Origin of the sequence: Empedobacter sp. UBA7252 (assembly GCF_002472765.1) — a bacterium.
GTDB lineage: Bacteria > Bacteroidota > Bacteroidia > Flavobacteriales > Weeksellaceae > Empedobacter > Empedobacter falsenii_B.
This window is the reverse complement of sequence record NZ_DKSQ01000065.1, coordinates 12080-36248: the sequence shown is the minus strand read 5'-3', so window position 1 is coordinate 36248 and position 24169 is coordinate 12080. Positions and strand designations below refer to the sequence as shown.

Below are 24169 nucleotides of genomic sequence, written 5' to 3'. Positions count from 1 at the left end.
ACTAACAACTACTCTACAATGAGAGAAGCGCATTTTATTGATAAAAATAAGTCTAAATGGTCTGATATTGAACATAATTTGAAAAATAAAATTGATGTTCATCCAGATATTTTAGCAAAAAACTACATCGAAATTACAAATGATTTGGCGTTTGCTCAAACTTATTACCCAAAAAGTAAGACAAAAGATTATTTGAACGAGTTAGCTTTATTTGCGCATCAGTCAATTTACAAAGATCAACGAACTTCTGGGAATCAATTTGTGCAATTTTTCAAAGAAGATGTGCCAAATGTAGTCTACAAAAATCACAAAATGTTGTTGTATTCATTCTTAATTTTTGCCTTAGCGGTTTTAATTGGCGTTTTATCATCGCATTTCGATCCAGATTTTACACGATTAATTTTAGGAAATCAATATGTAGACGAAACGTTAATGAACATCAAAAAAGGTGATCCTGCAGCAATTTACAAATCAGGAAGTCAGACTGGCTCTACATTAGCTATAACCATCAACAATATTCGTGTTGCTTTTTTTGCTTTTACATTAGGATTATTTTTCAGTATTGGATCAGGATATATTCTATTTTCGAACGGAATTATGTTAGGTGCATTTCATTATATGTTTTTCAAAGAAGGCGTTTTGGGAAAGGCAATGTCAGCAATTTGGATGCATGGAACAATCGAAATTTCGGTGATTATTATTGCTGGAGCTTGCGGATTAATGCTTGGAAATGGCTTTATGTTTCCAAAAACTTTATCGCGAAAAAAATCACTCACAATCAAAGCAAAAGAAGCGGTAATGATTTTATTAAGCACTGTTCCAATGTTTATTATAGCTGGATTTATCGAAGGTTTTATTACGCGTTTATATGATGTTAATATTGTATTGAGTTTATTGGTAATAATCCTTTCATTAATCTTAATTATTTGGTATTACATCATTTATCCGATTCAAAAAAATAGACAAAAAACTTTTTCGTTCAATCAAACTTTAGAATCGAATGAAACAATTTAGACTATTTTTTACATTTACATTATTATTAATTCAATTCGTTGTTTTTGCACAAGAAAAAACAGCAGAATTTAAAGCATTCAAAGAAAAATATGCTGGAAAAGAATTTGATTATAATGATGTTCCAAAACCTAAAAAAGAATTCGAACCTGGCTTTTTCTCAAAAATAATCGAAGGTATTTTTAGATTTCTCTCTTATTTACCTTGGGAAATCATTTTCTATTTTGTAATTGGATTATTCTTAATTTTTCTTGCCACACGTATTTACAAAAATGGTGGAATTCTTAAACGAAATTCGAAAAAATTATATGACGAATCTGATTTTGATTTTATCGAAGAAAATTTAGCCGAAGTTAATTTGAATTCATTAATCAATAAAGCAGAAACAGAACAAAATTTTGCTTTAGCAATTCGTTATTTGCATTATCAAAATCTACAAAATTTAGATAAAAAAGGTTGGATTGAATGGGATCCGAAGAAAACAAATCAACAATTTATCAATCAAATAAAAGACGAAAAATCAAAGATTTTATTCAATCAAAATACTAAAATTTTCAATCAAGTTTGGTTTGGAGAATTTAAAATTGATGAAAATAAATACCACGAATTCAAGACAAATTTCAATCAGTTTAACCAATATTTAGCCTCATGAAAAAGAAATTAGGTATTCTATTAGGCGCTATTTTATTGATCGGAATTTTTATATTTTCTTTCTCAAAACTTCGTTATAAGCTTCCTAAATCATGGAATGTAAGCCTTTATCAAAATAGTAAAGATCCGTACGGATTATTTATTATGCACGAAGAACTTGGGAAGTTATCTAATGGGAAAATGAAAGATTTGGAAAAACTTTCTGAATTAAAAATTGATCCTAAAAAAGCAAAAGATTATGCAGTTGTTGTGCTCGGTTCTGAAATTTATTTTGATACAGTTTCTAAAAATTTATTGAGCAAAATTGCCGAAAATGGTGGAATTGTGATGATTGCAGATTATTATGACAATTTTGGTGATGACACAAATGGAAAAGAAGATATTAACGAAGAAACGTATTCTACAGATACGCCAACAACTGATTCTACGGAATCTGAAGAGAATATCTTGTACAATCAGACAATAAATATTAATGATAATTTTGAACTTAGAACAAATAAATTGTTCAAAATAAAGAAGAAAAAAGAAATCGAACATCACTATTTTAGCGATATCACAAATGATTCTGAAATTTTTGGAACAATTACTTATAAAGATAAGGCTTACCCAAATTATTTAAAAATCAAACCAAAAAATTATAAAGGTTATTATTTATATCACGCAGAACCGCTTTATTTTACCAATTATTATTTGTTAAATGAGGACAGTTATTTCTATGCTAAATCAGTTTTAGAACCACTGAAAGGGAAAACTATTTTTTGGTACAATACCTCGAAAACTTATGCAGGAAGTTCATCAATGATGCGTTTCATAATGAGCGAACCAGCTCTAAAAGCTGCTTGGATTACGTTATTGGTTTTACTTTTCTTCTTTTTAATTTTTAGAAGCAAACGCGAACAACGCATCATTCCAATTTATACCAAAGAAGAAAATCATACCGTCGAATTTGCTAAGACAATTTCCTCTTTATACCAAGAAAATGGCGAAGTAAAAGACATTGTTTCAAAGAAAATCGATTATTTTTTATACAAATTGAGAAAAACATTTTTAATCGAAACAGACGATATTACAAACAAACAATTCATTGAAATTGTTGCACAAAAAGCAAATTTGAGCCAAGAAGAATGTCTTGAAAAATTCACGATTCTGAAAAATATTTATCAAAAAAATCAACCAAATGAACACGATTTGAAAATTGTGTATCAAATCATCGAAAACTATAAACAAAAAGCAAATATCTAATGAGCGAAAATACATATCAACCATTCGAAAATAGAGTCGATTTTTCGGATGTACAACATAAAATGCAAACTGTAAAAAATGAATTGAAAAAGGTAATTGTCGGACAAGATGATATTATCGATCAATTAATTTTGGCTTTGCTTTCTAACGGACATTCTCTGATAGAAGGTTTGCCTGGAGTTGCCAAAACAATGATGGCAAAATTGTTGGCAAAAACGATAGATTCTGGTTTTAGTAGAATTCAGTTTACGCCAGATTTAATGCCTTCTGATGTGATTGGAACGTCTATTTTAAATTCTAAAATCAATGAATTTGAGTTCAAAAAAGGACCAATTTTTTCGAATATTATTTTAATTGATGAGATTAACCGTTCGCCTGCAAAAACTCAAGCGGCTTTATTCGAATCGATGTCAGAAAAACAAGTGACGGTTGATGGAACAACTTATCCTTTACAAGCTCCTTTTCTAGTTTTTGCAACTCAAAATCCAATCGAGCAAGAAGGAACGTATCGCTTACCAGAAGCACAATTGGATCGTTTTATGTTTAAGATTTATGTCAAATATCCTTCGTTAGAAAGTGAAATTGAATTATTGAAAGAACAACAAGAACGCAAAAATATTGACAAAGAAACGTTGGTAGAAAAAGTAATTTCAGGAAATGAAATTATTGAGTTCCAAGATCGCATAAAATCAGTTTTCGTACACGAAGCGTTGATTACGTATATTGCGACAATTGTTCATCAAACCAGAATCGATCAAACCTTGTATATGGGTGCATCGCCACGTGCTTCTATCGCGATTTTAGATGCTGCAAAATCAAATGCAGCGGTGAATGGACGCGATTTTGTGATTCCAGAAGATATCAAGCAAATTGCGCATACAATTTTGGGACACCGCGTTGTGATGGTTCCTGAAAAAGAGATGGAAGGTTTTACAACACAACATATTATTCAGCAAATTATTGATCGCGTAGAAATTCCTCGTTAATGAAATTTTTCAGAAGCTTATTTCTTACCAATCGCTTTTTTTATGCGGGATTATTCATTGCATTTTGTTATGTGATTGCATTTTTTCTATCTCCTATTTACATTATTGCAAAGATTTTGACACTTGTCTTTATCGTCAGTGTTATTGTCGAAATATTTTTGGTTTATATTCCTAAAACTTCCATTGAAGTTCTTCGAAATTATCCAGAACGACTTTCAAATGGTGATGAAAATGAATTGGAACTTTTCGTAACAAATCATTATCAATTCCCTCTAAATGTAAGGATTATAGAAGAGTTTCCTGTTCAATTACAATTAAGAGATTTTCAGTTTAGAAAACGATTTAAAAGTAGTCAAAATACTAAATTTGATTTCAAAATTCGACCAACAGAACGAGGTTCATATAAATTTGGATTAACAAATGTATTTATTTCTGTTTTTGGATTGATTGAGAAAAAGATCAAAATAAACGAACCAATTTCGATTGCTTGTTATCCTTCTTATTTGCAATTAAAACAGTTTCAATTATATTCTACCGCTCAGTTACAGAATCAATTTGGAATGAAAAGGATTCGAAAAATTGGAACAAATACAGAATTTGAAAATATAAAAAATTATACGATTGGTGACGAATATCGTTTAATCAATTGGAAAGCAACGGCAAAAGCAAATCGACTGATGGTCAATCAATTTCAGGAAGAAAAATCGCAGCCTGTTTATTCGTTAATTGACTTAGGGAGAACGATGCGAATGCCTTTTGATGGTTTAAAATTGTTGGATTATTCAATCAATTCTAGCTTAGTTGTCGCAAATATTTCACTTCAAAAAAATGAAAAAGCAGGTTTAATAACATTTAATAAAAGAATTCAAGATCACGTTGTTGCGGATAGAAAAAATCATCAAATGCAATTGATTTTGGAGAAATTATACAATGTACAAACTGATTTTTTGGAAAGTGATTTTGGACAATTGTATGCCTATATCAAACGAAAATTAACGCAACGATCGCTTTTATTTATTTATACCAATTTTGAAACAATTGATGGTTTGGAACGTCAATTACCATATCTGAAATTGATTAAAAAATCGCATGTTGTCGTTTTGATTCTATTTAAAAATTCGGAATTGAAAAAACTTAATCATCAGAAAGCAAAGACTACTACTGATATTTACGATCAAACAATTGCCGAAAAGTTTAATTACGACAAAGAATTAATCATAAATCGTTTGCATCAATTCGGGATTTTAACGATTTACTGCGAACCACAAGAATTGTCTATTAACTTAATCAATAAATATTTAGAGATAAAAGCGCGAGGTTTGTTTTAAAAAAAGTTTTTTTAACCATTTTTTTAGAAAAATAAGCACAATTATTGCTTAAAGTTGGTCAATTTAATCTGAACAACCATGAAAAAACTATTACAGATCTTTTGTTTAATTTTAACAACAAGTCTTTTTGCACAAACAAATTTTATCGAAAATAAAACACTTTCTACAAAGCGCGTAATCCTTTTGGACGCTGGACATGGAGGAACAGATACTGGCGTAAAAAAAGATGAATTTCAGGAAAAAGATATTGCGCTGAAAATTGCAGAAATTATTCAAGAAAAAAATCCTTTTACAGATATTGATTTTGTATTATTGAGAAAAGGTGACGAACAAATTATCAATACAAGTCGTGCGAAAATGATTAATGAAATAAAACCTGATTTGGTTTTATCAATTCACGCAAATTATAATGTAAAAGATTCGAAAAAAGGAACAGAAATTCACCTTTCTCCATTGAATCCTACTTTCGAAGAATGTAAAATACTTGGCGAAAAAATTGGAACAAGTATAAGTTCTTTAGGTTTTGAAAACTTAGGAATTGTTGAAACAAATTCGAAAATATTACGAGATTCACAAGTTCCAATTATTATGATTGAAATCGGTTATTTGACAAATGACGATGACCGAAAAATATTAACAAACGAAAGTAATTACCCTAAAATAGCAGATAAAATTTTTGAAGCATTGAAGAATTAGACATAAAAAAATCTCAGAGTATTTTGCTCTGAGATTTTTTGTTTTTTCTCTATTTTCCATCCAATTCTTGTTCTTGATGAAAGGCAATTTGACCAAAATCATCTTGTATATTTTGATAATAAACTTTTGCTTGTAAATAATCTTTGAATCCATAACTTAACTCGAAATTATACACAAAAGCTGGTTGCATAAAAGGATTTCCTTCTGTGTAAGAAATAGGATTACTATACCATTTATTTGGATTTAATTCCCAAAAAGCTGGTCGTTGAATTCTTCGCCCAAAATTAAAATTGAACGAATGATCTTCTGTTGACTGATATTGAATATAAAACTTTGAAAAGCTCTTTTCATAAAAATCAATTAGCAGAAAAAATTGTACAATTTTTAGAAAATTATCAATCAATATAAAACGAAAAAAAGGACTTCAATTGAAGTCCTTTTCTATATTTATTTGCAAATTGTATTAATCACAATTTCCGTCTACATCACAAGAAGCACCATTTTGTGGTTGGTCCAAATGATCTTTTTCGTAAGCTTGTGTCAAAGCAGAAACGAAATACTCGACTGGTTGAGCACCAGAAAGTGCATATTTACGGTCAATTACGAAAAACGGAACGCCAGAAACACCAATATTACGCGCATCTAAAATATCCGAAGCAACTTCAAAAACATTTGCATCAGAATTTAGCATTTCAAGAACTTCGGTTTTGTTCAAACCAATTTCTTCTCCCAATTCAGCCAAAACTTCATAATCAGCTACATTTTTACCTTCTGTAAAATACGCTTTAAAAAGTCTTTCTTCTGCTTCCGAACCTTTTCCATTCGCTTGCGCAAAATGAATCAATCGGTGAGCATCACCCGTATTGACAACTTTAGAATTTTGTTGTTGAAAATCAATTCCAACAACTTTTCCCATTTCAGCCAATTGATTATTCATTGCCGAAACTTGTTCTTCCGAAATTCCTTTTGTTTTGATTAAATAATCATTGACAGAAGTAATTTCAGTTTTTGATAAATCAGGATTTAACTGAAAACTTTTCCATTCAACCTGTATTTTATCTTGATAAGGAATTTGCGTTAAAGCTTGTTCAAAATGTTTTTTTCCGATATAACAGAACGGACACATTACATCCGACCAGATTTCAATTTTCATTATAGAAATTTTTGGTGTAAAAGTTTGTAAAAATACGCTTTTTATTTGAATGGATTCGGTTATTTTTCGGTTAATTTTATCTTGAAAAATTATTAACAAAATCTTGAAAAATAATCGTGCTAAATTGAGTTTTAAATTTGTTTAAGACAAGGTTTAAATTACCTTTGCAGTGAACCAAGAAAAGATGATTAGTTTCATTTTTATTCCAAATCAAATAACGAACAAACAATATGTCAACACACGTAGTAGTCGGTCTTCAATGGGGTGACGAGGGAAAAGGAAAAATTACAGATGTATTAGCCGAAAAATCGGATTATGTTGTACGCTACCAAGGTGGTAACAACGCTGGTCATACGGTATATGTAGGCGATGATAAATTTGTCTTACACTTATTACCTTCTGGAGTTTTACAATGCAAAGGAAAATGTATTATTGCGAATGGTGTCGTAGTAAATCCTGAAGCTTTTTTTGCAGAAACTGAACAATTAGAAGCAAAAGGTTTATCTACAGATCACGTTTTTATCTCGAGAAGAGCGCATATCATCATGCCTTATCACATTTTGTTAGACGAATATCGTGAAGAATTTGCAGGAAAAGATAGTCAAATTGGTACAACAAAACGCGGAATTGGTCCTTGTTATGAGGATAAAGTAGCGCGCGTTGGTATTCGTGCAATTGATTTATTAAATCCTGAAGTTTTAGCAGAAAAAATCAAAGAAAATTTAGTGGTTAAAAATGCTTTATTCGAAAAATTATTCAATAAAGAACCATTAAAATTCGAAGACATTTACGAAAAATATTTAGCTTATGGTGAGCGTTTGAAAGAACGTATCTTAGATTCTGAGTTAGAAATTAACCACGCAATTGACGAAGGTAAAAATGTATTATTCGAAGGTGCTCAAGCATTAATGTTAGACATCGATTTTGGTACATATCCATTCGTTACATCATCTTCTCCAACAACAGGTGGAGTTTGTGTTGGTGCTGGAGTTCCTCCTACAAAATTGAAAAATTTGATTGGAGTTTCGAAAGCATATTGTACACGCGTTGGTAACGGTCCTTTCCCAACAGAATTGGACAACGAATTAGGAGAACAAATTCGTCAAGTTGGTCACGAATTCGGAGCGTCGACAGGTCGTCCACGCCGCACAGGTTGGTTAGATTTAGTTGCATTGAAACACGCTTGTATGATTAATGGAATTACACATTTAGTAATTACTAAATTAGATGTAATGTCGAATATTGATACAGTAAAAGTTTGTACAGGTTACAAAACAGAAGACGGAAAAATCATTGATTATTTCACTTCTTCTACAACTAAATTAGCTGATTACGAAGCGCAATACGACGAATTACCAGGATGGAAAGAAGATATTACAAACGTAAAATCTTTTGATGAGTTACCGCAAACAGCGCAAGATTACATTCACTACATTGAGAAATACTTAGGAATCGAAGTTTATTTAGTTTCGGTTGGACCAGAGCGTTCTCAAAACATTATTAGAACAACTTTATTTTAATAAATTAAATAGTATAGCCTGACTTTTGTTGGGCTATAACTTTATGAGATATTTTTATGAACGAAATTTTAGTACGATTAAAACAATTGAATTTAGGTATAGATTCTATCGTCCCGATGAAAGGTGGTGATATTAACGATGCTTTTCGATTAGAATCGTTTGATAAAAAATATTTTTTAAAGGTAAATTCCGCAAACAACTTTCCTCATCTTTTCAAGAAAGAAGCACGTGCTTTAGAAGCCATCAAAAAGACCAAAACATTTTCGGTTCCGAAAGTGGTAAATGTTGGCGAAGCTGGAAAAGATTTTCAATATTTATTATTAGAATGGATGGAAACCTCTACTCCAACTGTTGTAAATTGGGAAAACTTAGGAAAAAATTTAGCAAAACTTCATCAAAATACAAGTAAACAATTTGGTTGGTCAGAAGATAATTACATTGCAATTGTCGTTCAGCCGAATAGTTTAACAGATTCTTGGAGCGAATTTTATGCAAAAAATCGCATCATGCCAATGATGAAACTATTGCAAAACAAACAATTAATCAATTCAAAACAAATAAAATCTGCAGAGAGTTTATGTAAACAATTGAATTCGATATTTCCAGAAGAAAAACCTGCTTTATTGCATGGAGATTTTTGGAATGGAAATATTTTAGCCAACAAAAAAGGCGAATTCTCGGTTATAGATCCTGCAATTTATTATGGTCATCGCGAAATGGATTTGGCTATTGCAAAGCTTTTTGGAGGATTTGATGATGTATTTTTTGATGCCTATCACGAAAATAATCCTTTAGCACCAAATTTCGAAGAGCGTTTACCAATTGCACAATTATTTCCATTGCTGATACACGCTTACCTTTTCGAAGGTTATTATGTGAAAGATGTGCAAACCATTTTGAAAAAATTTTAAAAAACAAAACAAACAAATACAATGAACAAGTATCAAAATCCTTTAGAATCGAGATATTGTAGCGACGAAATGCTATATATCTTTTCTCCTGAGAAAAAATTTACAACATGGAGACAGCTTTGGATTGCTTTGGCAGAAATTGAAAAGGAACTTGGATTAGATATTACAGACGAACAAATTCAAGAATTAAAAAATAATGCAACTAATATTGATTATGATGTTGCTGCGGCTTACGAAAAGAAATTTCGTCACGATGTAATGGCTCACGTGCATACGTACGGAGATGTTGCACCAAGCGCAAAAGCAATTATTCATTTAGGCGCTACTTCGGCTTTTGTTGGCGATAACACAGATTTGATTCAGATTCGTGATGGATTTCAACATGTAAAAGGACAATTAATCAATGTGATTGATGGTTTAGCAAAATTTGCGCGTCAATACAAAGATTTACCAACTTTAGGATTTACGCATTTCCAACCAGCACAATTAACAACCGTTGGAAAACGTGCAACACTTTGGTTACAATCTGTTTTATTAGATTTAGAAGAATTAGAATTCAGAATAGATACGTTACGTTTTCGCGGTGTAAAAGGAACAACTGGAACAGCGGCTTCTTTCAAAGAATTATTTGATGGAGATTACCAAAAAGTAAAAACATTAGACAAAAAATTATCTGAACGTTTCGGATTCAAAAATGTTTTTGCAGTTTCAGGACAAACTTACGATCGTAAAATTGATGCTCAAGCATTAGAATTATTATCAAACATTGCACAATCTGCACATAAATTTACAAACGACTTGCGTTTATTACAAAATTTAAAAGAGATTGAAGAACCTTTCGAAAAAAATCAAATTGGATCTTCTGCAATGGCATACAAACGCAATCCTATGCGTTCAGAGCGTATCGCCTCTTTAGCGAAATACGTGATGTCCTTAGCAACTTCTCCTGCAATGGTTGCTTCAACTCAATGGTTCGAAAGAACGTTGGACGATTCGGCTAACAAACGCTTAGCAGTACCTCAAGCATTTTTAGCGATTGATGCAATTTTAATCATTTGGAACAATATTTTAGATGGTTTAGTCGTTTATCCTAAAATCATCGAGAAGCATATCGCGGAAGAATTACCATTTATGGCAACCGAATATATCATTATGGAAGGTGTTAAAAATGGTGGAGATCGTCAAGAATTACACGAAATTATCCGTACACATTCTATGGAAGCTGCAAAACAAGTGAAAATGGAAGGAAAATCTAACGATTTAATTGAACGTATCATTGCCGATGAAAATGTAAAAATTGACAAAGAGAAATTAGTCGAATTATTAGATCCGAAAAACTTTACAGGATTTGCTTCTGAACAAACAGAAGAATTCTTAAAAGATTTGGTTGATCCAATTATCGAAGAAAATAAAACACTTTTAGGCGCTCATACAGACCTTAAAGTGTAAACACGCTTAAGACAAACACATGAAACAAAAAAAAGACTTCCAAATTGGAAGTCTTTTTTTAATTTTAACCTTTAATCAATTATAACCAATGAGAAAATTCTTTCTGTTTTTTGCACTTATTTGTTCTTTTCACGTAGTTGGACAAATCAAATATATCACGAACAAAGAATTTACTGTACAAGGAAAAGCCTTTGATAATACACCTTTTTACCATAGAATCGATACCAACAAATACGCAAATCTTCCTGAAAAAGTAAAAGGTTTATTTACTGCTCCCGCTGGATTATATGTTATATTCAAATCGAATACTTCACAAATAAAACTGGATTGGACAACTCGTTCTACTTATTTGGGCGCGAATACAACTGGAATTATGGCGCGTGGGTTTGATTTGTATATCAAAGAAAACGGAAAGTGGATTTTTGCAGGTGCGGCTTTACCAAATCAGCAAAATATCAAAAGTGAATTGATATCGTCAAGAATTTATCAAAGACAGAAAAGGAATTCATACTTTATTTGCCACTTTGGAACGAAATTACAGATTTAAAAATAGGAATTGATGCTTCCGCTAATTTTATCAATCAACCGATTGCGTATAAAAAGAAAATCGTGGTTTATGGTTCAAGCATTGTGCAAGGTGCTTCGGCAAGTCGTCCTGGAATGAATTATCCTTCTATTTTAACACGAAAAACAGGCTATGAATTCATTAATCTTGATTTGAGTGGAAGTGCAAAAATTGAAATTGAATTGGCTGAAATGATCAAAGATATTCAAGGGGTTGATTTGTTTATCTTGGATTGTGTTCCAAATAGTTCACCCGAAGAGATCAAAAGTAGAACAATTCCGTTCGTCAAATTACTCCGAAAATATCATCCAAAAACACCAATCTTGATGGTAGAAAGCTTGATTCGACCAATGAGTAAATTTGATTTAATCGCTCACGAAGATATGACAAGACAAAATCAAACCTATCGAGCCCAATACGATGCGTTGATAAAAGAAGGCATAAAAGATTTGTATTTATTGAAAGGTGATAATTTAATTGGTTCGGATAACGAAGGTTCTACAGACGGAATTCATCCAAATGATTTAGGTTTTAGCAGATTATCAGAGGCCATTGAGAAAAAAGTAAATGAAATTTTGAGTAAGAAATAGATTAATACTTTATACCAACTTTTCTCAAAATAAAACCTAACAACCAAATAGGACCAACCAACAAAAATTGTAAATCTTTGAGAAAACTTGGCTTCTTCCCTTATATTTTGTGTCCAACGAATTGTAAAATCCACGTGATAATAAATACTACCAAATAAACTAACCAAGATTTTGTACCGAATTGCACATTGCACAACGAAATAAAATATTCCATAATCAACATTAGAAAAATCATAATGAAACCAACGACAACCGATAATCTAAAATAAAATATTGAAACAATAACCAATGCAATGATTGAAGCTATACTGATATAACCAAAGTTCTGAACATACAAATGCGGCGCTGGAATGTAGGATATAAAACCAAGAATCGTCCAAAAGATTAAAGGAACACAAATCCAATGAATAGTTTTGTTTGTTCCATTTTGATGACTTTCTCCATATTCACTAAAAAGTTGTTCTATTTTTCTCATATTGGATGATTTTAACTTAAATATAGGTTGAATTTGTTTGATTATTAAACTTTAAAACCAAAATTATAGTTGTAAATTTGAATATAACTTGAAATATCTTACAAAATCCAATTAATGTTTACAAAAATTATAAATGTATTTGCAATACTATTTGGTATCACACTCTTTACCCTACTAACTTATATTTTTTATAATCAAGCTTCTAAAGATTTATCTAAATATTCGCAAGTTGAAGGTATAATAACAAATAAAGGTATTATAAATTCAAACAAAAATTCTAAAATATTCTTTTTAAAACTTTCTAATTATCCTCAAAATCTCGCAGTATACAAAATGACTAAAAATTATTCAGAGCTTGATAATAATATTAGTCACGGTGACAAAGTAAAAGTATATTTTTCACCTTCAAATTCTAATAAAAATAACTTGGATATAGTTCAAATAGAGAAAGAAAATAAAATTTTATTAAGTTATAATACGCACAAAACCACCTACTATTTTTTAACCGGAATAACTACAATCGCTACATTATGTATCATTTTAATGACAGTTTATTATATAAAAAGAAATAAAATTGAGAATCCTATACCACCTATTTTCTAAATAAAACAAATTCAATATTAAAACATTAGCAATAGTTACCAAAATTTGGTAACTTTATTTTATTAAACTAAATAAGACGTTATGGGACGAAATACATCTGTTTCTTTGGGAAATTATTTTGAAGAATTTGTTGATACAAAAGTCTCTCAAGGAAGATACAAAAATGCAAGTGAGGTTATTAGAGCTGGTTTGAGACTTTTGGAAGAAGAAGAAGATAAAATTCAGTTATTGAAAAATTCGATACAAGAAGGTATAGATAGTGGAATTGCAGAGGATTTTGATGCAAAAAAACACCTCGAAACTTTGAAAGCCAAAATAAAAAATAATGGCTAAGTATTTCTTGACAAATAAAGCTGTTGAAGATCTTTCGAAAATATATGAATATACGTTTGAATTGTGGTCACAGAATCAAGCGGATAAATATTATGAAGAACTAATCAATTTTTGTCAGTTATTAGCCGAAAACCCCATGATTGGAAGAAATTATAGTGAGATTAATTCTGAACTTTACGGATTTTTAGCCAATCAACACATTATCTTTTATAGAATTCTAACTAAAGATGAAATTGAAATAACAAGAATTCTCGGTGCGGAAATGGATTTGAAGAATCGTATAAAAGAATAAACTTTTTAATTTTCTCACTTCAACTATTTTCACCGCAAAAAACGATTATACGAGAAAGCCAACTTTTTCAAGTTGGCTATTTTATTTACTTTGGATAAACGACTCGTGAAAAGCAACACGAAGTGTTGATCTATATTATAAAATTTTAAGCTTGCATCACAAAAATAGCAGGACGTTTATGAAAATCATACTTTTCATTTTTCCACTCTTTGATCGATAACGTGCGGATATCTTCGTCCTCTAATGTAATGTGGCACGCGACACAAATCTTGGTTTCGGCACGAAGAATCTTCGTTAAATCGTCTACCATTTGATTGTTACGATAAGGCGTTTCCATAAAAATTTGAGCAATTCCCGTTTTCGCGCTTTCAGCTTCCAAATGCGCTAATTTCTTTTTACGTTCTGTTTTATCGATTGGTAAATAACCGTGAAAAGCAAAGTTTTGACCATTCATTCCAGAAGCCATTAACGCCAACAAAATCGACGATGGACCAACCAAAGGAACTACCTGGATGCGTTTCTGTTGCGCAACTTTTACCAACTGCGCACCCGGATCTGCAACCGCAGGCAAACCAGCTTCGGAAATAATTCCGATCGTTTTGTTTTGATCAAATAATTTGATCAAATCTAACATTTCTTCTGGCTCTGTATCTTTGTTTAGAATGTAAATATCTAAATCGGCTTGAACTTTTTCGGGGCAAACTTGTTTGATAAATTTACGTGCAGATTTTTCGTTTTCTACCACAAACGTATCAATTGCTCGAATAATGTCAAGATTGTATAAAGGCAATACTCTACTGTGTTCGCTTTCACCTAAAAGTGAAGGAATCAAATAAACTTTAGCCGTTTTCATTGTATAATTTTAAAGATTATATTTTTTGATGATTCCGTCTGTGGCTTCATCTAATAATTGATAAACATGCTCGAAAGCATCTTCTCCATCGTAGTAAGGATCAGGAACATTTTGCGTTTGCCCTATTCCATCTTTCAAGATCAATTTGATTTTACTTTGCTCCTCTTCGCTTCGAGCTAATTGTTGCAAATTAATTAAATTTTGTTTATCCATTGCAAAGATTAAATCAAACTCATCGAAAAAAATTGGATTGAAATGCATTGCACGTTGATCAGAAATATCAACACCATATTTTTTAGCAACCGCAACCGAGCGTCTATCTGGTTGTTCACCAACATGCCAATCACCCGTACCAGCAGAATCTACCAAATGATTGTCGCCAACCTTTGATTGTAAAATTCCTTCTGCCAACGGAGAACGACAAATATTACCTAAACAAACCATCAAAATTTTCATTGAAAAAATATTTATAGATTAATCTGAAATTTTACGTGAAATATCTTCAATATAACCACGAAATTGCTTGTCCGTTTCTTGTAAATTTTTCACTGTTTTACAAGCGTGTAAAACTGTTGCGTGATCACGTTTACCGATTTGTGTTCCAATACTTGCCAAAGACGCTTTTGTATATTGTTTTGCAAAATACATTGCTAATTGACGCGCTTGTACGACATCACGTTTACGTGTTTTTGACTGAATATCTTCAATCTTCACTTTAAAGTATTCACAAACTGTTTTCTGAATGTAATCAATCGAGATTTCTTTGCGAGCTGTTTGTACTAATTTAGATAACGTACGTGATGTTAAATCTAAGGTAATTTCACGTTTATTCAACGTTGCTTGCGCAATGATTGAGTTTAATGAACCTTCTAATTCACGCACATTTGTATCAATATTTTGTGCGATATAATCCATTACTTCATCAGGAAATTCGATACCATCGTTTTCTAATTTTTGTTTCAAAATTGAAAGACGTGTATTGTAATCAGGGTTTTGCAAATCGGCTGATAATCCCCATTTGAAACGAGAAATTAATCGATCTTCCATATCTTGAATATCTGCTGGAGATTTATCCGAAGTCAAAATAATCTGATTTCCTCTTTGATGTAAATGGTTAAATATATGGAAAAAAACTTCTTGCGTTTTTGCTTTTCCAGATAAAAACTGAATATCATCCATAATCAAAACATCAATCATTTGATAAAAGTGAATGAAATCATTTTGATTATTATTTTTTACAGCTTCAATAAATTGTTGTGTAAATTTCTCAGTTGAAACATACAAAACAGTTTTCTCTGGGTGTAAATCTTTTACTTCTAAACCTATCGCATGCACCAAATGAGTTTTTCCTAACCCTACTCCACCATAGATGAATAGTGGATTGAACGAAGTTCCTCCTGGGCGTTTGGCAATCGCACGACCAGCCGCACGTGCTAATCGGTTTGATTCTCCTTCGATAAAATTATTGAATGTATAATTATGATTTAATTGCGAATCAATTTTTAATTTTTGCAATCCTGGAATAACGAAAGGATTCATCATTTTACCAGCTTGCAAATTAATTGGCGCTTCTACCTCTTGTGGGCGAGGTTTTTCTTTGTTCGAACTTGGAATACGTACCGTGAATGGCTCACGTCCTTGCGACTTTTGATCCATCAAAATACTGTATACCAATTTTGCATCAGAACCTAATTCTTTTTGTAAGGCACTTTTTAAAATTTTGATATAATGCTCCTCTAACCATTCGTAAAAAAATTTACTTGGTACTTGTATTGTTAAAACATTATTATTTAGTTTGCCCGGACGTATCGGTACAAACCAAGTATTGAAGGCATCTTCTGCAATGTTGTCTTTTATAAAAGACAAGCATTTTTCCCACACAGAATTTGCAGTTATCGTCATAATATTGTCCAAAAGTGCTTAAGTTTTAATGTAAAATACTGAAAGTCAATGTTAAATTTTCATCAACCCTTCTCTACAAAATTGTGAACAAATTTTGAATAAAAAAAATGATTTAGGTATTGATATATTAAAAAATACTTTGTATAATTAAAAATAATCAATAAGTAGTTTTAGATAAAATAAAAATACTGCAAAGATAATCTTTTCGGACATATTTTGGCTTATAAAACTATTAATTCTTATTTTTGTATCACTATGGAAATTACACAAGAAAAAATTGACTTCGCAATTATCAAAGTAGAAAATCATTTAAATGATTTGGGCATCAAAAATAATTTTTCTCTTTTACGAATTGAACAAGGTGAAGAAAAAAATGTAAGGACTTTTTATTATGAAATAGCAAATCCTACTTTCAAAACAATTATTCAAATTCAATATGATTTCTTAAAAGAAGAGCAAAAAGATTCTTCGCAAACTTCTTTTAGTTGGATGGATTACAAAAAAATTACTGAATAGACTTTTTCATTTTTTATATAATTAATGATAAAGTCTTTTTTTTGTTCTCTACTTTTGAAGATTAAAATGATGTTTTAGAAAATTATGGAGAAGATAGAAGAAACCGAACAATTAAATGTTTTTCGCACCAAAACTCGTATTCTATATAAACACACCGATCAAATGAAAGTGGTTTATTATGGAAATTATCCTGAGTTTTATGAAATTGGTCGTGTAGAATTGATGCGCAAACGTGGTTTTCCTTATGCTGAATTGGAAGCAATGGGAATTCAGATGCCAATTATTGAAATGCATACAAAATATATTGGTAGCGCTTTGTACGATGAATTAATCGAAATTGAAACAACAGTTCATGAGCGTGACAAAGGTGTTCGCATTCGATTTGATTACAATATATATAATGAAGTGGGAAAAATAATTAATCAAGGATACACTATTTTATGTTGTATTGATGCCGAAACTCGTCGTCCTGTTCGTATTCCAGAACGTATTTGGACAAGTTTAGGTTTATAATATTATTTAGAATCATTAATTATTCGTTAAAACAAATTCTTGCAAATGATTTCTCATTAAATTTGTTCCTTAACAAAACATGATTAAAAACGAATGTCAACACTTCAAGAAAAAATCAATCAAACGATTGTAGACGTTATCGATTTTCCAAAAGAAGGAATTGTCTACAAAGACATTACTCCATTGTTCTTAAATTCTGAACTTTCGAATGAAATTGTAGACGCTTTTGTAGAAAAAGCAAAAGGTAAAGTGGATATTGTTTGTGGAATTGAAAGCCGTGGATTTTTGTACGGAATTCAGATTGCACAAAAATTAAAAGTTCCTTTTGTATTAATTCGTAAAGCTGGTAAATTACCTCCTCCAACAATTAGTCAATCTTATGATTTGGAATATGGACAAGCAACTATCGAAGTAAATTCGAATTACATCAAAGATGGTGCGCGAGTTCTAATTCACGACGATGTTTTAGCAACTGGTGGAACTGCCGAAGCTTGTGCTAAATTGGTAGAAAAATGTGGTGGAAAAACAACACAGTTTTCTTTTATTGTTGATTTAACTTTCCTACATGGTAAAGATAAATTAACATCTTTTACAACTGATATTGTTACTTTAACAGAATATTAAACTAAAAACTCCGCTCAAAATTTTGAGCGGAGTTTTTTTTATTTTTTAGGCGCTATAATCACTTCTGGCGCTCTTTCATTACCAATATCCAACAAAGCTTTTATATTCGCTAAAATTTCTCTAAAACTCTGTTTACCTTCCGTTTTATAAGGTCCGCTATCCGCATTATATCCAATACAATCCAATCCGAAAACTTTTCCTAAGAAAAGCGCTCTTTTGAGATGATAAGATTGAGAAATTAAAATCACTTTATCAAATTGATAAATATTTTTGGTTCTGTAGATTGTGCTATATGTATCCAAACCTGCTCCATCTAGATAAGTATCTTCAATTTTGACACCTCTATCCAACAAGTATTTTTCCATCACATCAATTTCATTAAAATTCTCGTGAAGTTTTTCTCCAGAAAGTAAAATTACATCCACTTGATCCTCTTTGTAAAGTCGAATTGCAGCATCCAAACGATCTTTCAAAAAACGAGTTGGTTGTCCATTAGCTTGCACTTTTGCACCAAAAACAACTGCCACACGATAATCTGACGGAATATTTCCTTGATAATTGTAAATGTAATACGAAGTAAAAACTTGAATAATCAATGCAACGATCAAAGTAAAAACCGCTATTAATCCAGCGATAAACATACTTTTACGCATTACAAATCTTCCTATTTTTACAAGTTTACTCAACTATCTTTTGTTTTAAAAAATTTTAACATTCAACAGTCTATAAGTTTAGTGATATTTAAAAATTATAAATGTGAAAATTATTTTAAATTTTTCATCGTAATTTTAGAGAATGAATGAGATTGAGTTAAGAACAGTTACCGTTGAACGCTATTTGCAACCTTTGCGCGAAGGTGGTTCTTTGCCTGCACTAGCTGATGCAGATGACGGTTTTAAATATGTTTTAAAATTTAAAGGTGCTGGTCATGGTCCTCGCATGCTGATTTCTGAATTATTAGGAGGAGAAATTGCACGTGTTTTAGGATTTAAAGTTCCTGAATTAGTTTTTGCAAATTTGGACGAATATTTTGGTCAATCCGAAGCTGATGAAGAAATTCAGGATTTGTTAAAATTTAGCGAAGGAACTAATTTGGCTTTGCATTATTTATCTGGTGCAATCAATTATGATCCTGCTGTAATGAAAATTGATGATAAATTATCTTCTCAAATTGTTTGGTTAGATGCTTTTTTGACGAATGTTGATCGTACTTTTCGCAATACAAATATGTTAATGTGGCACAAAGAATTGTGGTTGATTGATCATGGTGCTTCCTATTATTTTCATCATTCGTGGGACAATTGGGAAAAAGCAGCTCTTGCACCCTTTACGCCAATTAAAGACCATGTTCTATTGAAAAATGCTACAAAACTTGAAGAAGTTGATACAGAATTTAAAGCGATTTTGAATGATGAAATCATTGATAAAATTGTCGATTTGATTCCTGATGAATGGTTAGAAACAGAAGTTACACATGCTACTCACGAAGAAATGAGAACGGTTTACAAAACATTTATCAAAACACGATTACAACATTCCGAACTTTTTATAAACGAAGCGAATAATGCCAGAAAAAATCTTATATGAGTATGCAATTCTTCGTTTGGTTCCTAAAGTTGAACGCGAAGAGTTTATCAATGTTGGAGTAATTTTATTTTCGAAAAAAGAAGATTATTTGAAAGTAAAATATTTTATTAATGATAGTAGAATCAATGCTTTTTGCCACGAATTAGATCTTGATTTTATTGACAGTAATTTGAATGCTTTGTCTAAAATTGCCGAAGGAATTCATCCCGAATCTGCTGTATCTAATTTCGAAACCCCTGAACGTTTTCGTTGGTTAACAGCTGTCAGAAGTTCGTCTATCCAAAGTTCTCGTCCGCATCCTGGTAAAACAACAAACCTTGATAAAACCTTGGATCAATTATATAAAGAACATGTTTTATAAAAGTTAAACGCTTAAAAACGAATGTTTTAAAAATATTTTCTTAAATTTGGTCATACATTAATTTTAAATTATTTATCGCCATGAGTACATTAAGAAACAAAGTTCAGCTAATTGGGAATGTTGGTAGCAATCCTGATGTTAAAACATTAGAAAACGAAAAGAAGTTTACAAAATTTAGTCTAGCAACGAACGAAAGCTACACAAATAGCAAAGGTGAGAAAGTTCAGCAAACGACGTGGCACAATTTAGTTGCTTACGGACCAATTGTAAATGTGATCGAAAAACATGTAGAAAAAGGGAAGCAACTTGCTATAGAAGGCAAATTGACTTACCGAGATTATCAAGATAAAGATGGTCAACAAAAAACGATTACAGAAATTATAATTGATGAAATTGTACTTCTTTAGCGTTTAAAATAAAAGGGAAACAGTGATGTTTCCCTTTTATTATTTTATAAGATTCCAAAATAAATTTGGAATATGAATTATCCTAACATTCGAATCGCGGTTTTTAGACCTTCAATAAATGTATCTATTTCTTCTTTTGTATTATAAACAGCGAATGAAGCTCGTACCGTTCCCGGAATATTGAAATGCTGCATAATTGGTTGTGCACAATGATGACCAGTACGAACAGCAATTCCTTTTTTATCCAAAATCATTCCGACATCAGATGAATGAACGCCGTCAAATTTTAAGTTGAAAGAAACTGCGCCAGAATGTTCTGCATCTTTTGCATAAATCTCCACTTCATCAAATTCTGATAGACGTTGAATTGTATAATCTACCAATTCTTTTTCGTAATCGTGAATCGTTTGCATTCCAATAGAATTGATAAAATCTACCGCAGCTCCAAGTCCGATAATTCCTGCAATATCTGGTGTACCAGCTTCGAATTTGAAAGGTAAACAAGCGTATGTTGAAACCTCCATTGTTACATCTTTTATCATCTCTCCTCCTCCGTGGAAAGGTGGTAATTCATTCAAAATATCTTCTTTTCCATACAAAATACCGATTCCAGTTGGACCGTACATTTTATGACCAGAAAAAACCAAGAAATCACAATCCATTGCTTGAACATCAATTGCAGTATGTGGAGCAGATTGTGCCGCATCAATCAAAACCCAAGCACCTTTTGCATGCGCTTTTTCGATAATTGTTTTGATCGGATTTACAACACCTAATGCATTTGAAACTTGATTAACACAAACTAATTTGGTTTTATCTGTCAATAAATCATCCAACTTCTCAATATCCAAAATACCTTCTGCAGTTAACGGAATATATTTTAGTTTAGCACCAGTTCGCTGACACAACAATTGCCAAGGAACGATATTAGAATGATGCTCGATTTCGGTAATAATAATTTCATCATCGGCTGATAAAACATTACGAAGTGAATTAGAAACTAAATTAATTCCTTCCGTCGTTCCACGCGTAAAAATAATTTCGTAATCGTGTTTCGCATTGATAAATTTCTGAATCTTACGACGCGATTCTTCCATCAAATCTGTTGCTTCTTGACTTAATGTATGAATTCCACGATGTACATTTGCATTGTACTTTTCGTAATATTCGTCCAAAACATCTAAAACAACTTTCGGTTTTTGAGAAGTTGCACCATTATCTAAATAAACCAATGGTTTTCCGTTGACTTCTCTATTTAAAATTGGAAATTGACTTCTTATTTGTTGAATATCTATTGACATTTTTTTAAGTTTTGAGTAATGAGTTATGAGTGATGTGTAATAAAAAAGTAAGTATTCAAAATAGTTTCAAATACTTACTTTATATTTCAAAATAAGTTCAACTTAAAACTTATTACTTATAACTCAGAACTATATTTTATAATTCGAAATCTAAACTAACTCCTAATTTTTTTGCAATTATAGAGTTAACTCGATTTGAGATTTGTGGAATTTGTACATGTCGCAAAGCGTCTGCAGCAAAGGCATACAATAACATTGCTTTCGCTTCTTTCTTTGGAATACCACGTTGTTGCATATAGAACAAAGATTCTTCTTCTAATTGTCCAACTGTACATCCGTGCGAACATTTTACATCATCAGCAAAAATCTCTAATTGAGGTTTTGTATTAATTGAAGCTCCATCAGATAATAAAACATTATTATTTTGTTGGAATGCATTCAATTTTTGCGCTTCTTTGTGAACATAGATTTTACCATTGAAAACTCCTTGCGCTTTCTCATCATAAATTCCTTTGTACAATTCGTGCGACTCACAATTCGGGAAATTATGCTCCACAAATGTATGATGATCGATATGTTGTTTTCCATCAATCACCGTAATTCCGTCCATTACAGAGTTACAATTTTCTCCATTTTGGAAGAAATTCAAATTGTTACGTACAATTTTTCCTCCAAAAGCAAACGTAAATACATTGGCACGAGAATCTCTTTCTTGATTGATGTATGTATTATCAACTAAAGAAGCATCGTTAGAATCATTTTGGAATTTGTACCAATGAATCTCAGAATTACGTCCAACATTCACCTCCGAAACAACATTTGTTAAGTTTGCTTTTTCGTCTAATGTTTGATGTCTTTCGATAATTTGAACTTGCGCATTATCTCCAACTACAACCAAATTACGTGGTTGATACATCGCTTCTTGAGAAGCTCCTGTTGAGAAATAAACAATCTGAATTGGCTTAGATAAAATTACATTATTTGGAACATAAATGTAAGCTCCATCTTTTGCAAAAGCTGTATTTAAAGCAACTAAACTTTCACCTTTTTTCGCAATTTTTCCGTAATAATTCTCAATTACAGCTTGATGAGTTGTTTTATGCATTGCGCTTGACAAGACACAAATATCAGCTTCATCATGTGTTGTATTTGACAAAAACGAAGAATATTTTCCATTAATGAATACGATTGTGTACGTATCGATATCATTAATCAAATATTTCTTGATGTCTTTGTACTCTACTGCAACTTCGTCTTCTGGGAACAATTTGTAATCCACCTTCAACAAAGGAGCAAGATTTGTATATTTCCATTCTTCGTCTTTACGTGTCGGAAAACCTTTTTGATTAAAGATTTCGATAGCTTCTTGACGTAAACCTTCGATTCCTTTATTCACTTTATTTTTTTCGTTGAACACTAAATGACGAGAAACTAAATTTTCTTTTAAATCAATCATTTTAGATATTGTATTAATGTATTATGTAAGAAGTAAAAAGTACTTTGGACTTAATACATTTTACATTTTACAAAATGTTTAGATTCCTGCTTCTTCTTTTACCCAGTCGTAACCTTTTGCTTCTAATTCTAAAGCTAATTCTTTACCACCAGATTTAATGATTTTTCCGTCTGCTAAAACGTGTACAAAATCAGGAACGATATAGTCTAATAAACGTTGGTAGTGTGTAATTACTAACACTCCATTGTTTTCATTTTTGAATTCGTTTACACCATCCGCAACAATACGTAAAGCATCAATATCTAAACCAGAATCAGTTTCGTCTAAGATCGCTAATTTTGGGTTTAACATTAACATTTGGAAAATTTCGTTACGTTTTTTCTCACCTCCAGAGAAACCTTCGTTAAGCGAACGAGATAAGAAATCTTTTTTGATTCCTAATAATTCAGCTTTTGCACGAATTTCTTTCAACATTTCAGAAGCTCCCATTTCTTCTAAACCTTGCGCTTTACGCGTTTCGTTGATAGAAGTTTTGATGAAGTTTGTTACAGAAACTCCAGGAATTTCGATTGGATATTGGAAAGACATAAAAATTCCTTTTTGTGCTCTTTCTTCTGGTGCTAATTCTAAGATTGATTCATTATCAAACTCGATATCACCATCGGTTACTTCGTAATCTTCTTTACCTGTAATAACGTTAGATAAAGTTGATTTTCCTGCACCATTAGGTCCCATAATCGCGTGAACTTCACCTGGATTAATTTGAAGGTTTAAACCTTTTAAAATTTCGCGCTCTTCGATACGAGCATGTAAGTCTTTTATATTTAATAACATAATCTAATTT

Annotated in this window: 29 protein-coding genes and 1 pseudogene; 20 read left to right on the top strand and 10 right to left on the bottom strand. The window is 31.4% G+C overall.

The genetic code is table 11. From position 1 onward, the window contains the following. The first annotated feature begins 18 nt into the window (after positions 1-18). From B2X73_RS09515 to B2X73_RS09490, 6 genes are all read left to right on the top strand, one after another. Positions 19-1014 carry a stage II sporulation protein M gene (locus tag B2X73_RS09515; RefSeq protein ID WP_219034685.1) on the top strand — a complete coding sequence of 332 codons (996 nt, stop codon included), beginning with the start codon at positions 19-21 and terminating at the stop codon, positions 1012-1014. Beyond that, positions 1001-1663 (top strand): hypothetical protein, encoded by a 663-nt coding sequence (locus tag B2X73_RS09510; RefSeq protein WP_280036848.1) that lies wholly within the window; start codon positions 1001-1003, stop codon positions 1661-1663. The genes B2X73_RS09515 and B2X73_RS09510 overlap by 14 nt, the downstream gene beginning before the upstream one ends. Continuing rightward, entirely contained in the window at positions 1660-2904 is a 1245-nt protein-coding gene (locus B2X73_RS09505; RefSeq protein ID WP_286495855.1) for a hypothetical protein, read from the top strand. The genes B2X73_RS09510 and B2X73_RS09505 overlap by 4 nt, the downstream gene beginning before the upstream one ends. Beyond that, positions 2904-3890, top strand: a complete 987-nt coding sequence (locus B2X73_RS09500) for an AAA family ATPase (protein ID WP_286495856.1) — start codon at positions 2904-2906, stop codon at positions 3888-3890. Before B2X73_RS09505 ends, B2X73_RS09500 begins: the two co-directional genes overlap by 1 nt. After that, positions 3890-5218 carry a DUF58 domain-containing protein gene (locus B2X73_RS09495; RefSeq protein ID WP_219034682.1) on the top strand — a complete coding sequence of 443 codons (1329 nt, stop codon included), beginning with the start codon at positions 3890-3892 and terminating at the stop codon, positions 5216-5218. The genes B2X73_RS09500 and B2X73_RS09495 overlap by 1 nt, the downstream gene beginning before the upstream one ends. Before the next feature lie 78 nt (positions 5219-5296). After that, positions 5297-5914 (top strand): N-acetylmuramoyl-L-alanine amidase, encoded by a 618-nt coding sequence (locus B2X73_RS09490; RefSeq protein ID WP_125349084.1) that lies wholly within the window; start codon positions 5297-5299, stop codon positions 5912-5914. A 49-nt stretch (positions 5915-5963) separates the two neighbouring features. Here the strand turns inward: B2X73_RS09490 and B2X73_RS09485 are convergent, their stop codons facing one another. Continuing rightward, positions 5964-6317, bottom strand: coding sequence for a TonB-dependent receptor domain-containing protein (locus B2X73_RS09485; RefSeq protein ID WP_185144102.1), 354 nt, complete (start codon positions 6315-6317; stop codon positions 5964-5966). Between the two features lie 60 nt (positions 6318-6377). After that, positions 6378-7067 (bottom strand): DsbA family oxidoreductase, encoded by a 690-nt coding sequence (locus B2X73_RS09480; protein WP_286495857.1) that lies wholly within the window; start codon positions 7065-7067, stop codon positions 6378-6380. Positions 7068-7297: 230 nt separating this feature from the next. On the opposite strand from B2X73_RS09480, the gene B2X73_RS09475 reads away from it, so the two are divergent. The 5 genes and pseudogenes from B2X73_RS09475 to B2X73_RS09455 all read left to right on the top strand — a co-directional run bounded on the left by B2X73_RS09475 (position 7298) and on the right by B2X73_RS09455 (position 12102). Continuing rightward, positions 7298-8587 carry an adenylosuccinate synthase gene (locus B2X73_RS09475; protein WP_219034680.1) on the top strand — a complete coding sequence of 430 codons (1290 nt, stop codon included), beginning with the start codon at positions 7298-7300 and terminating at the stop codon, positions 8585-8587. Positions 8588-8643: 56 nt separating this feature from the next. Further along, positions 8644-9498: a fructosamine kinase family protein gene (locus B2X73_RS09470; RefSeq protein ID WP_286495858.1), complete on the top strand. Its 855-nt coding sequence runs from the start codon at positions 8644-8646 to the stop codon at positions 9496-9498. A 21-nt stretch (positions 9499-9519) separates the two neighbouring features. Beyond that, positions 9520-10947 (top strand): adenylosuccinate lyase, encoded by a 1428-nt coding sequence (gene purB, locus B2X73_RS09465; protein ID WP_125349080.1) that lies wholly within the window; start codon positions 9520-9522, stop codon positions 10945-10947. Between the two features lie 88 nt (positions 10948-11035). After that, a pseudogene (locus B2X73_RS09460) lies at positions 11036-11463 on the top strand (SGNH/GDSL hydrolase N-terminal domain-containing protein); the annotation flags it as partial. Next, positions 11464-12102: an SGNH/GDSL hydrolase family protein gene (locus tag B2X73_RS09455; protein WP_286495860.1), complete on the top strand. Its 639-nt coding sequence runs from the start codon at positions 11464-11466 to the stop codon at positions 12100-12102. Between the two features lie 100 nt (positions 12103-12202). On the opposite strand, the gene B2X73_RS09450 is transcribed toward B2X73_RS09455, so the two are convergent. Then, complete coding sequence (locus B2X73_RS09450) at positions 12203-12577, bottom strand: DUF962 domain-containing protein (protein ID WP_286495861.1); 375 nt, start codon at positions 12575-12577, stop codon at positions 12203-12205. A gap of 114 nt (positions 12578-12691) precedes the next feature. On the opposite strand from B2X73_RS09450, the gene B2X73_RS09445 reads away from it, so the two are divergent. From B2X73_RS09445 to B2X73_RS09435, 3 genes are all read left to right on the top strand, one after another. Continuing rightward, complete coding sequence (locus tag B2X73_RS09445) at positions 12692-13180, top strand: hypothetical protein (RefSeq protein ID WP_286495862.1); 489 nt, start codon at positions 12692-12694, stop codon at positions 13178-13180. Between the two features lie 81 nt (positions 13181-13261). Then, a complete protein-coding gene (locus B2X73_RS09440; protein WP_219034673.1) occupies positions 13262-13513 on the top strand; it encodes a type II toxin-antitoxin system ParD family antitoxin in 252 nt (83 codons plus the stop codon). Further along, positions 13506-13805 carry a type II toxin-antitoxin system RelE/ParE family toxin gene (locus tag B2X73_RS09435; RefSeq protein ID WP_219034672.1) on the top strand — a complete coding sequence of 100 codons (300 nt, stop codon included), beginning with the start codon at positions 13506-13508 and terminating at the stop codon, positions 13803-13805. The genes B2X73_RS09440 and B2X73_RS09435 overlap by 8 nt, the downstream gene beginning before the upstream one ends. 145 nt (positions 13806-13950) lie before the next feature. Here B2X73_RS09435 and B2X73_RS09430 read toward each other — a convergent pair whose 3' ends face one another. Genes B2X73_RS09430 through dnaA form a run of 3 tightly spaced genes read right to left on the bottom strand, consistent with a single transcriptional unit; the run spans position 13951 to position 16560 of the window. Beyond that, positions 13951-14658 (bottom strand): SAM-dependent methyltransferase, encoded by a 708-nt coding sequence (locus B2X73_RS09430; protein WP_286495863.1) that lies wholly within the window; start codon positions 14656-14658, stop codon positions 13951-13953. Positions 14659-14667: 9 nt separating this feature from the next. Further along, entirely contained in the window at positions 14668-15114 is a 447-nt protein-coding gene (locus B2X73_RS09425) for a low molecular weight protein-tyrosine-phosphatase (RefSeq protein WP_219034670.1), read from the bottom strand. A gap of 18 nt (positions 15115-15132) precedes the next feature. After that, positions 15133-16560: a chromosomal replication initiator protein DnaA gene (gene dnaA / locus B2X73_RS09420; protein WP_286495871.1), complete on the bottom strand. Its 1428-nt coding sequence runs from the start codon at positions 16558-16560 to the stop codon at positions 15133-15135. 255 nt (positions 16561-16815) lie between these two features. Here dnaA and B2X73_RS09415 point away from each other — a divergent pair, with 255 nt between their 5' ends. The 3 genes from B2X73_RS09415 (at position 16816) to B2X73_RS09405 (ending at position 18213) form a co-directional block, all read left to right on the top strand. Beyond that, on the top strand, positions 16816-17076 hold the full coding sequence (locus tag B2X73_RS09415; RefSeq protein WP_038333588.1) for a hypothetical protein: 261 nt from the start codon (positions 16816-16818) through the stop codon (positions 17074-17076). A gap of 84 nt (positions 17077-17160) precedes the next feature. Then, positions 17161-17589, top strand: coding sequence for an acyl-CoA thioesterase (locus B2X73_RS09410; RefSeq protein ID WP_125349076.1), 429 nt, complete (start codon positions 17161-17163; stop codon positions 17587-17589). A gap of 93 nt (positions 17590-17682) precedes the next feature. Beyond that, positions 17683-18213 (top strand): adenine phosphoribosyltransferase, encoded by a 531-nt coding sequence (locus B2X73_RS09405; protein ID WP_219035195.1) that lies wholly within the window; start codon positions 17683-17685, stop codon positions 18211-18213. Between the two features lie 38 nt (positions 18214-18251). Here the strand turns inward: B2X73_RS09405 and B2X73_RS09400 are convergent, their stop codons facing one another. Then, the gene (locus tag B2X73_RS09400; RefSeq protein ID WP_286495865.1) at positions 18252-18899 is read right to left on the bottom strand and encodes a SanA/YdcF family protein; all 648 of its coding nucleotides are present in this window, start codon (positions 18897-18899) and stop codon (positions 18252-18254) included. Between the two features lie 109 nt (positions 18900-19008). Here B2X73_RS09400 and B2X73_RS09395 point away from each other — a divergent pair, with 109 nt between their 5' ends. The 3 genes from B2X73_RS09395 (at position 19009) to B2X73_RS09385 (ending at position 20568) form a co-directional block, all read left to right on the top strand. Then, the gene (locus B2X73_RS09395; protein ID WP_219035197.1) at positions 19009-19800 is read left to right on the top strand and encodes a HipA family kinase; all 792 of its coding nucleotides are present in this window, start codon (positions 19009-19011) and stop codon (positions 19798-19800) included. Further along, the gene (locus B2X73_RS09390; protein ID WP_125349073.1) at positions 19778-20161 is read left to right on the top strand and encodes a DUF3037 domain-containing protein; all 384 of its coding nucleotides are present in this window, start codon (positions 19778-19780) and stop codon (positions 20159-20161) included. The genes B2X73_RS09395 and B2X73_RS09390 overlap by 23 nt, the downstream gene beginning before the upstream one ends. Before the next feature lie 80 nt (positions 20162-20241). Continuing rightward, positions 20242-20568, top strand: a complete 327-nt coding sequence (locus B2X73_RS09385; protein ID WP_125349072.1) for a single-stranded DNA-binding protein — start codon at positions 20242-20244, stop codon at positions 20566-20568. Between the two features lie 77 nt (positions 20569-20645). On the opposite strand, the gene B2X73_RS09380 is transcribed toward B2X73_RS09385, so the two are convergent. From B2X73_RS09380 to sufC, 3 genes are all read right to left on the bottom strand, one after another. Continuing rightward, positions 20646-21869, bottom strand: coding sequence for an aminotransferase class V-fold PLP-dependent enzyme (locus tag B2X73_RS09380; protein WP_257468255.1), 1224 nt, complete (start codon positions 21867-21869; stop codon positions 20646-20648). 136 nt (positions 21870-22005) lie between these two features. Further along, complete coding sequence (sufD, locus tag B2X73_RS09375; RefSeq protein WP_291096327.1) at positions 22006-23325, bottom strand: Fe-S cluster assembly protein SufD; 1320 nt, start codon at positions 23323-23325, stop codon at positions 22006-22008. A gap of 78 nt (positions 23326-23403) precedes the next feature. Beyond that, positions 23404-24159 (bottom strand): Fe-S cluster assembly ATPase SufC, encoded by a 756-nt coding sequence (gene sufC, locus B2X73_RS09370; RefSeq protein ID WP_219035199.1) that lies wholly within the window; start codon positions 24157-24159, stop codon positions 23404-23406. Positions 24160-24169: the final 10 nt, after the last annotated feature.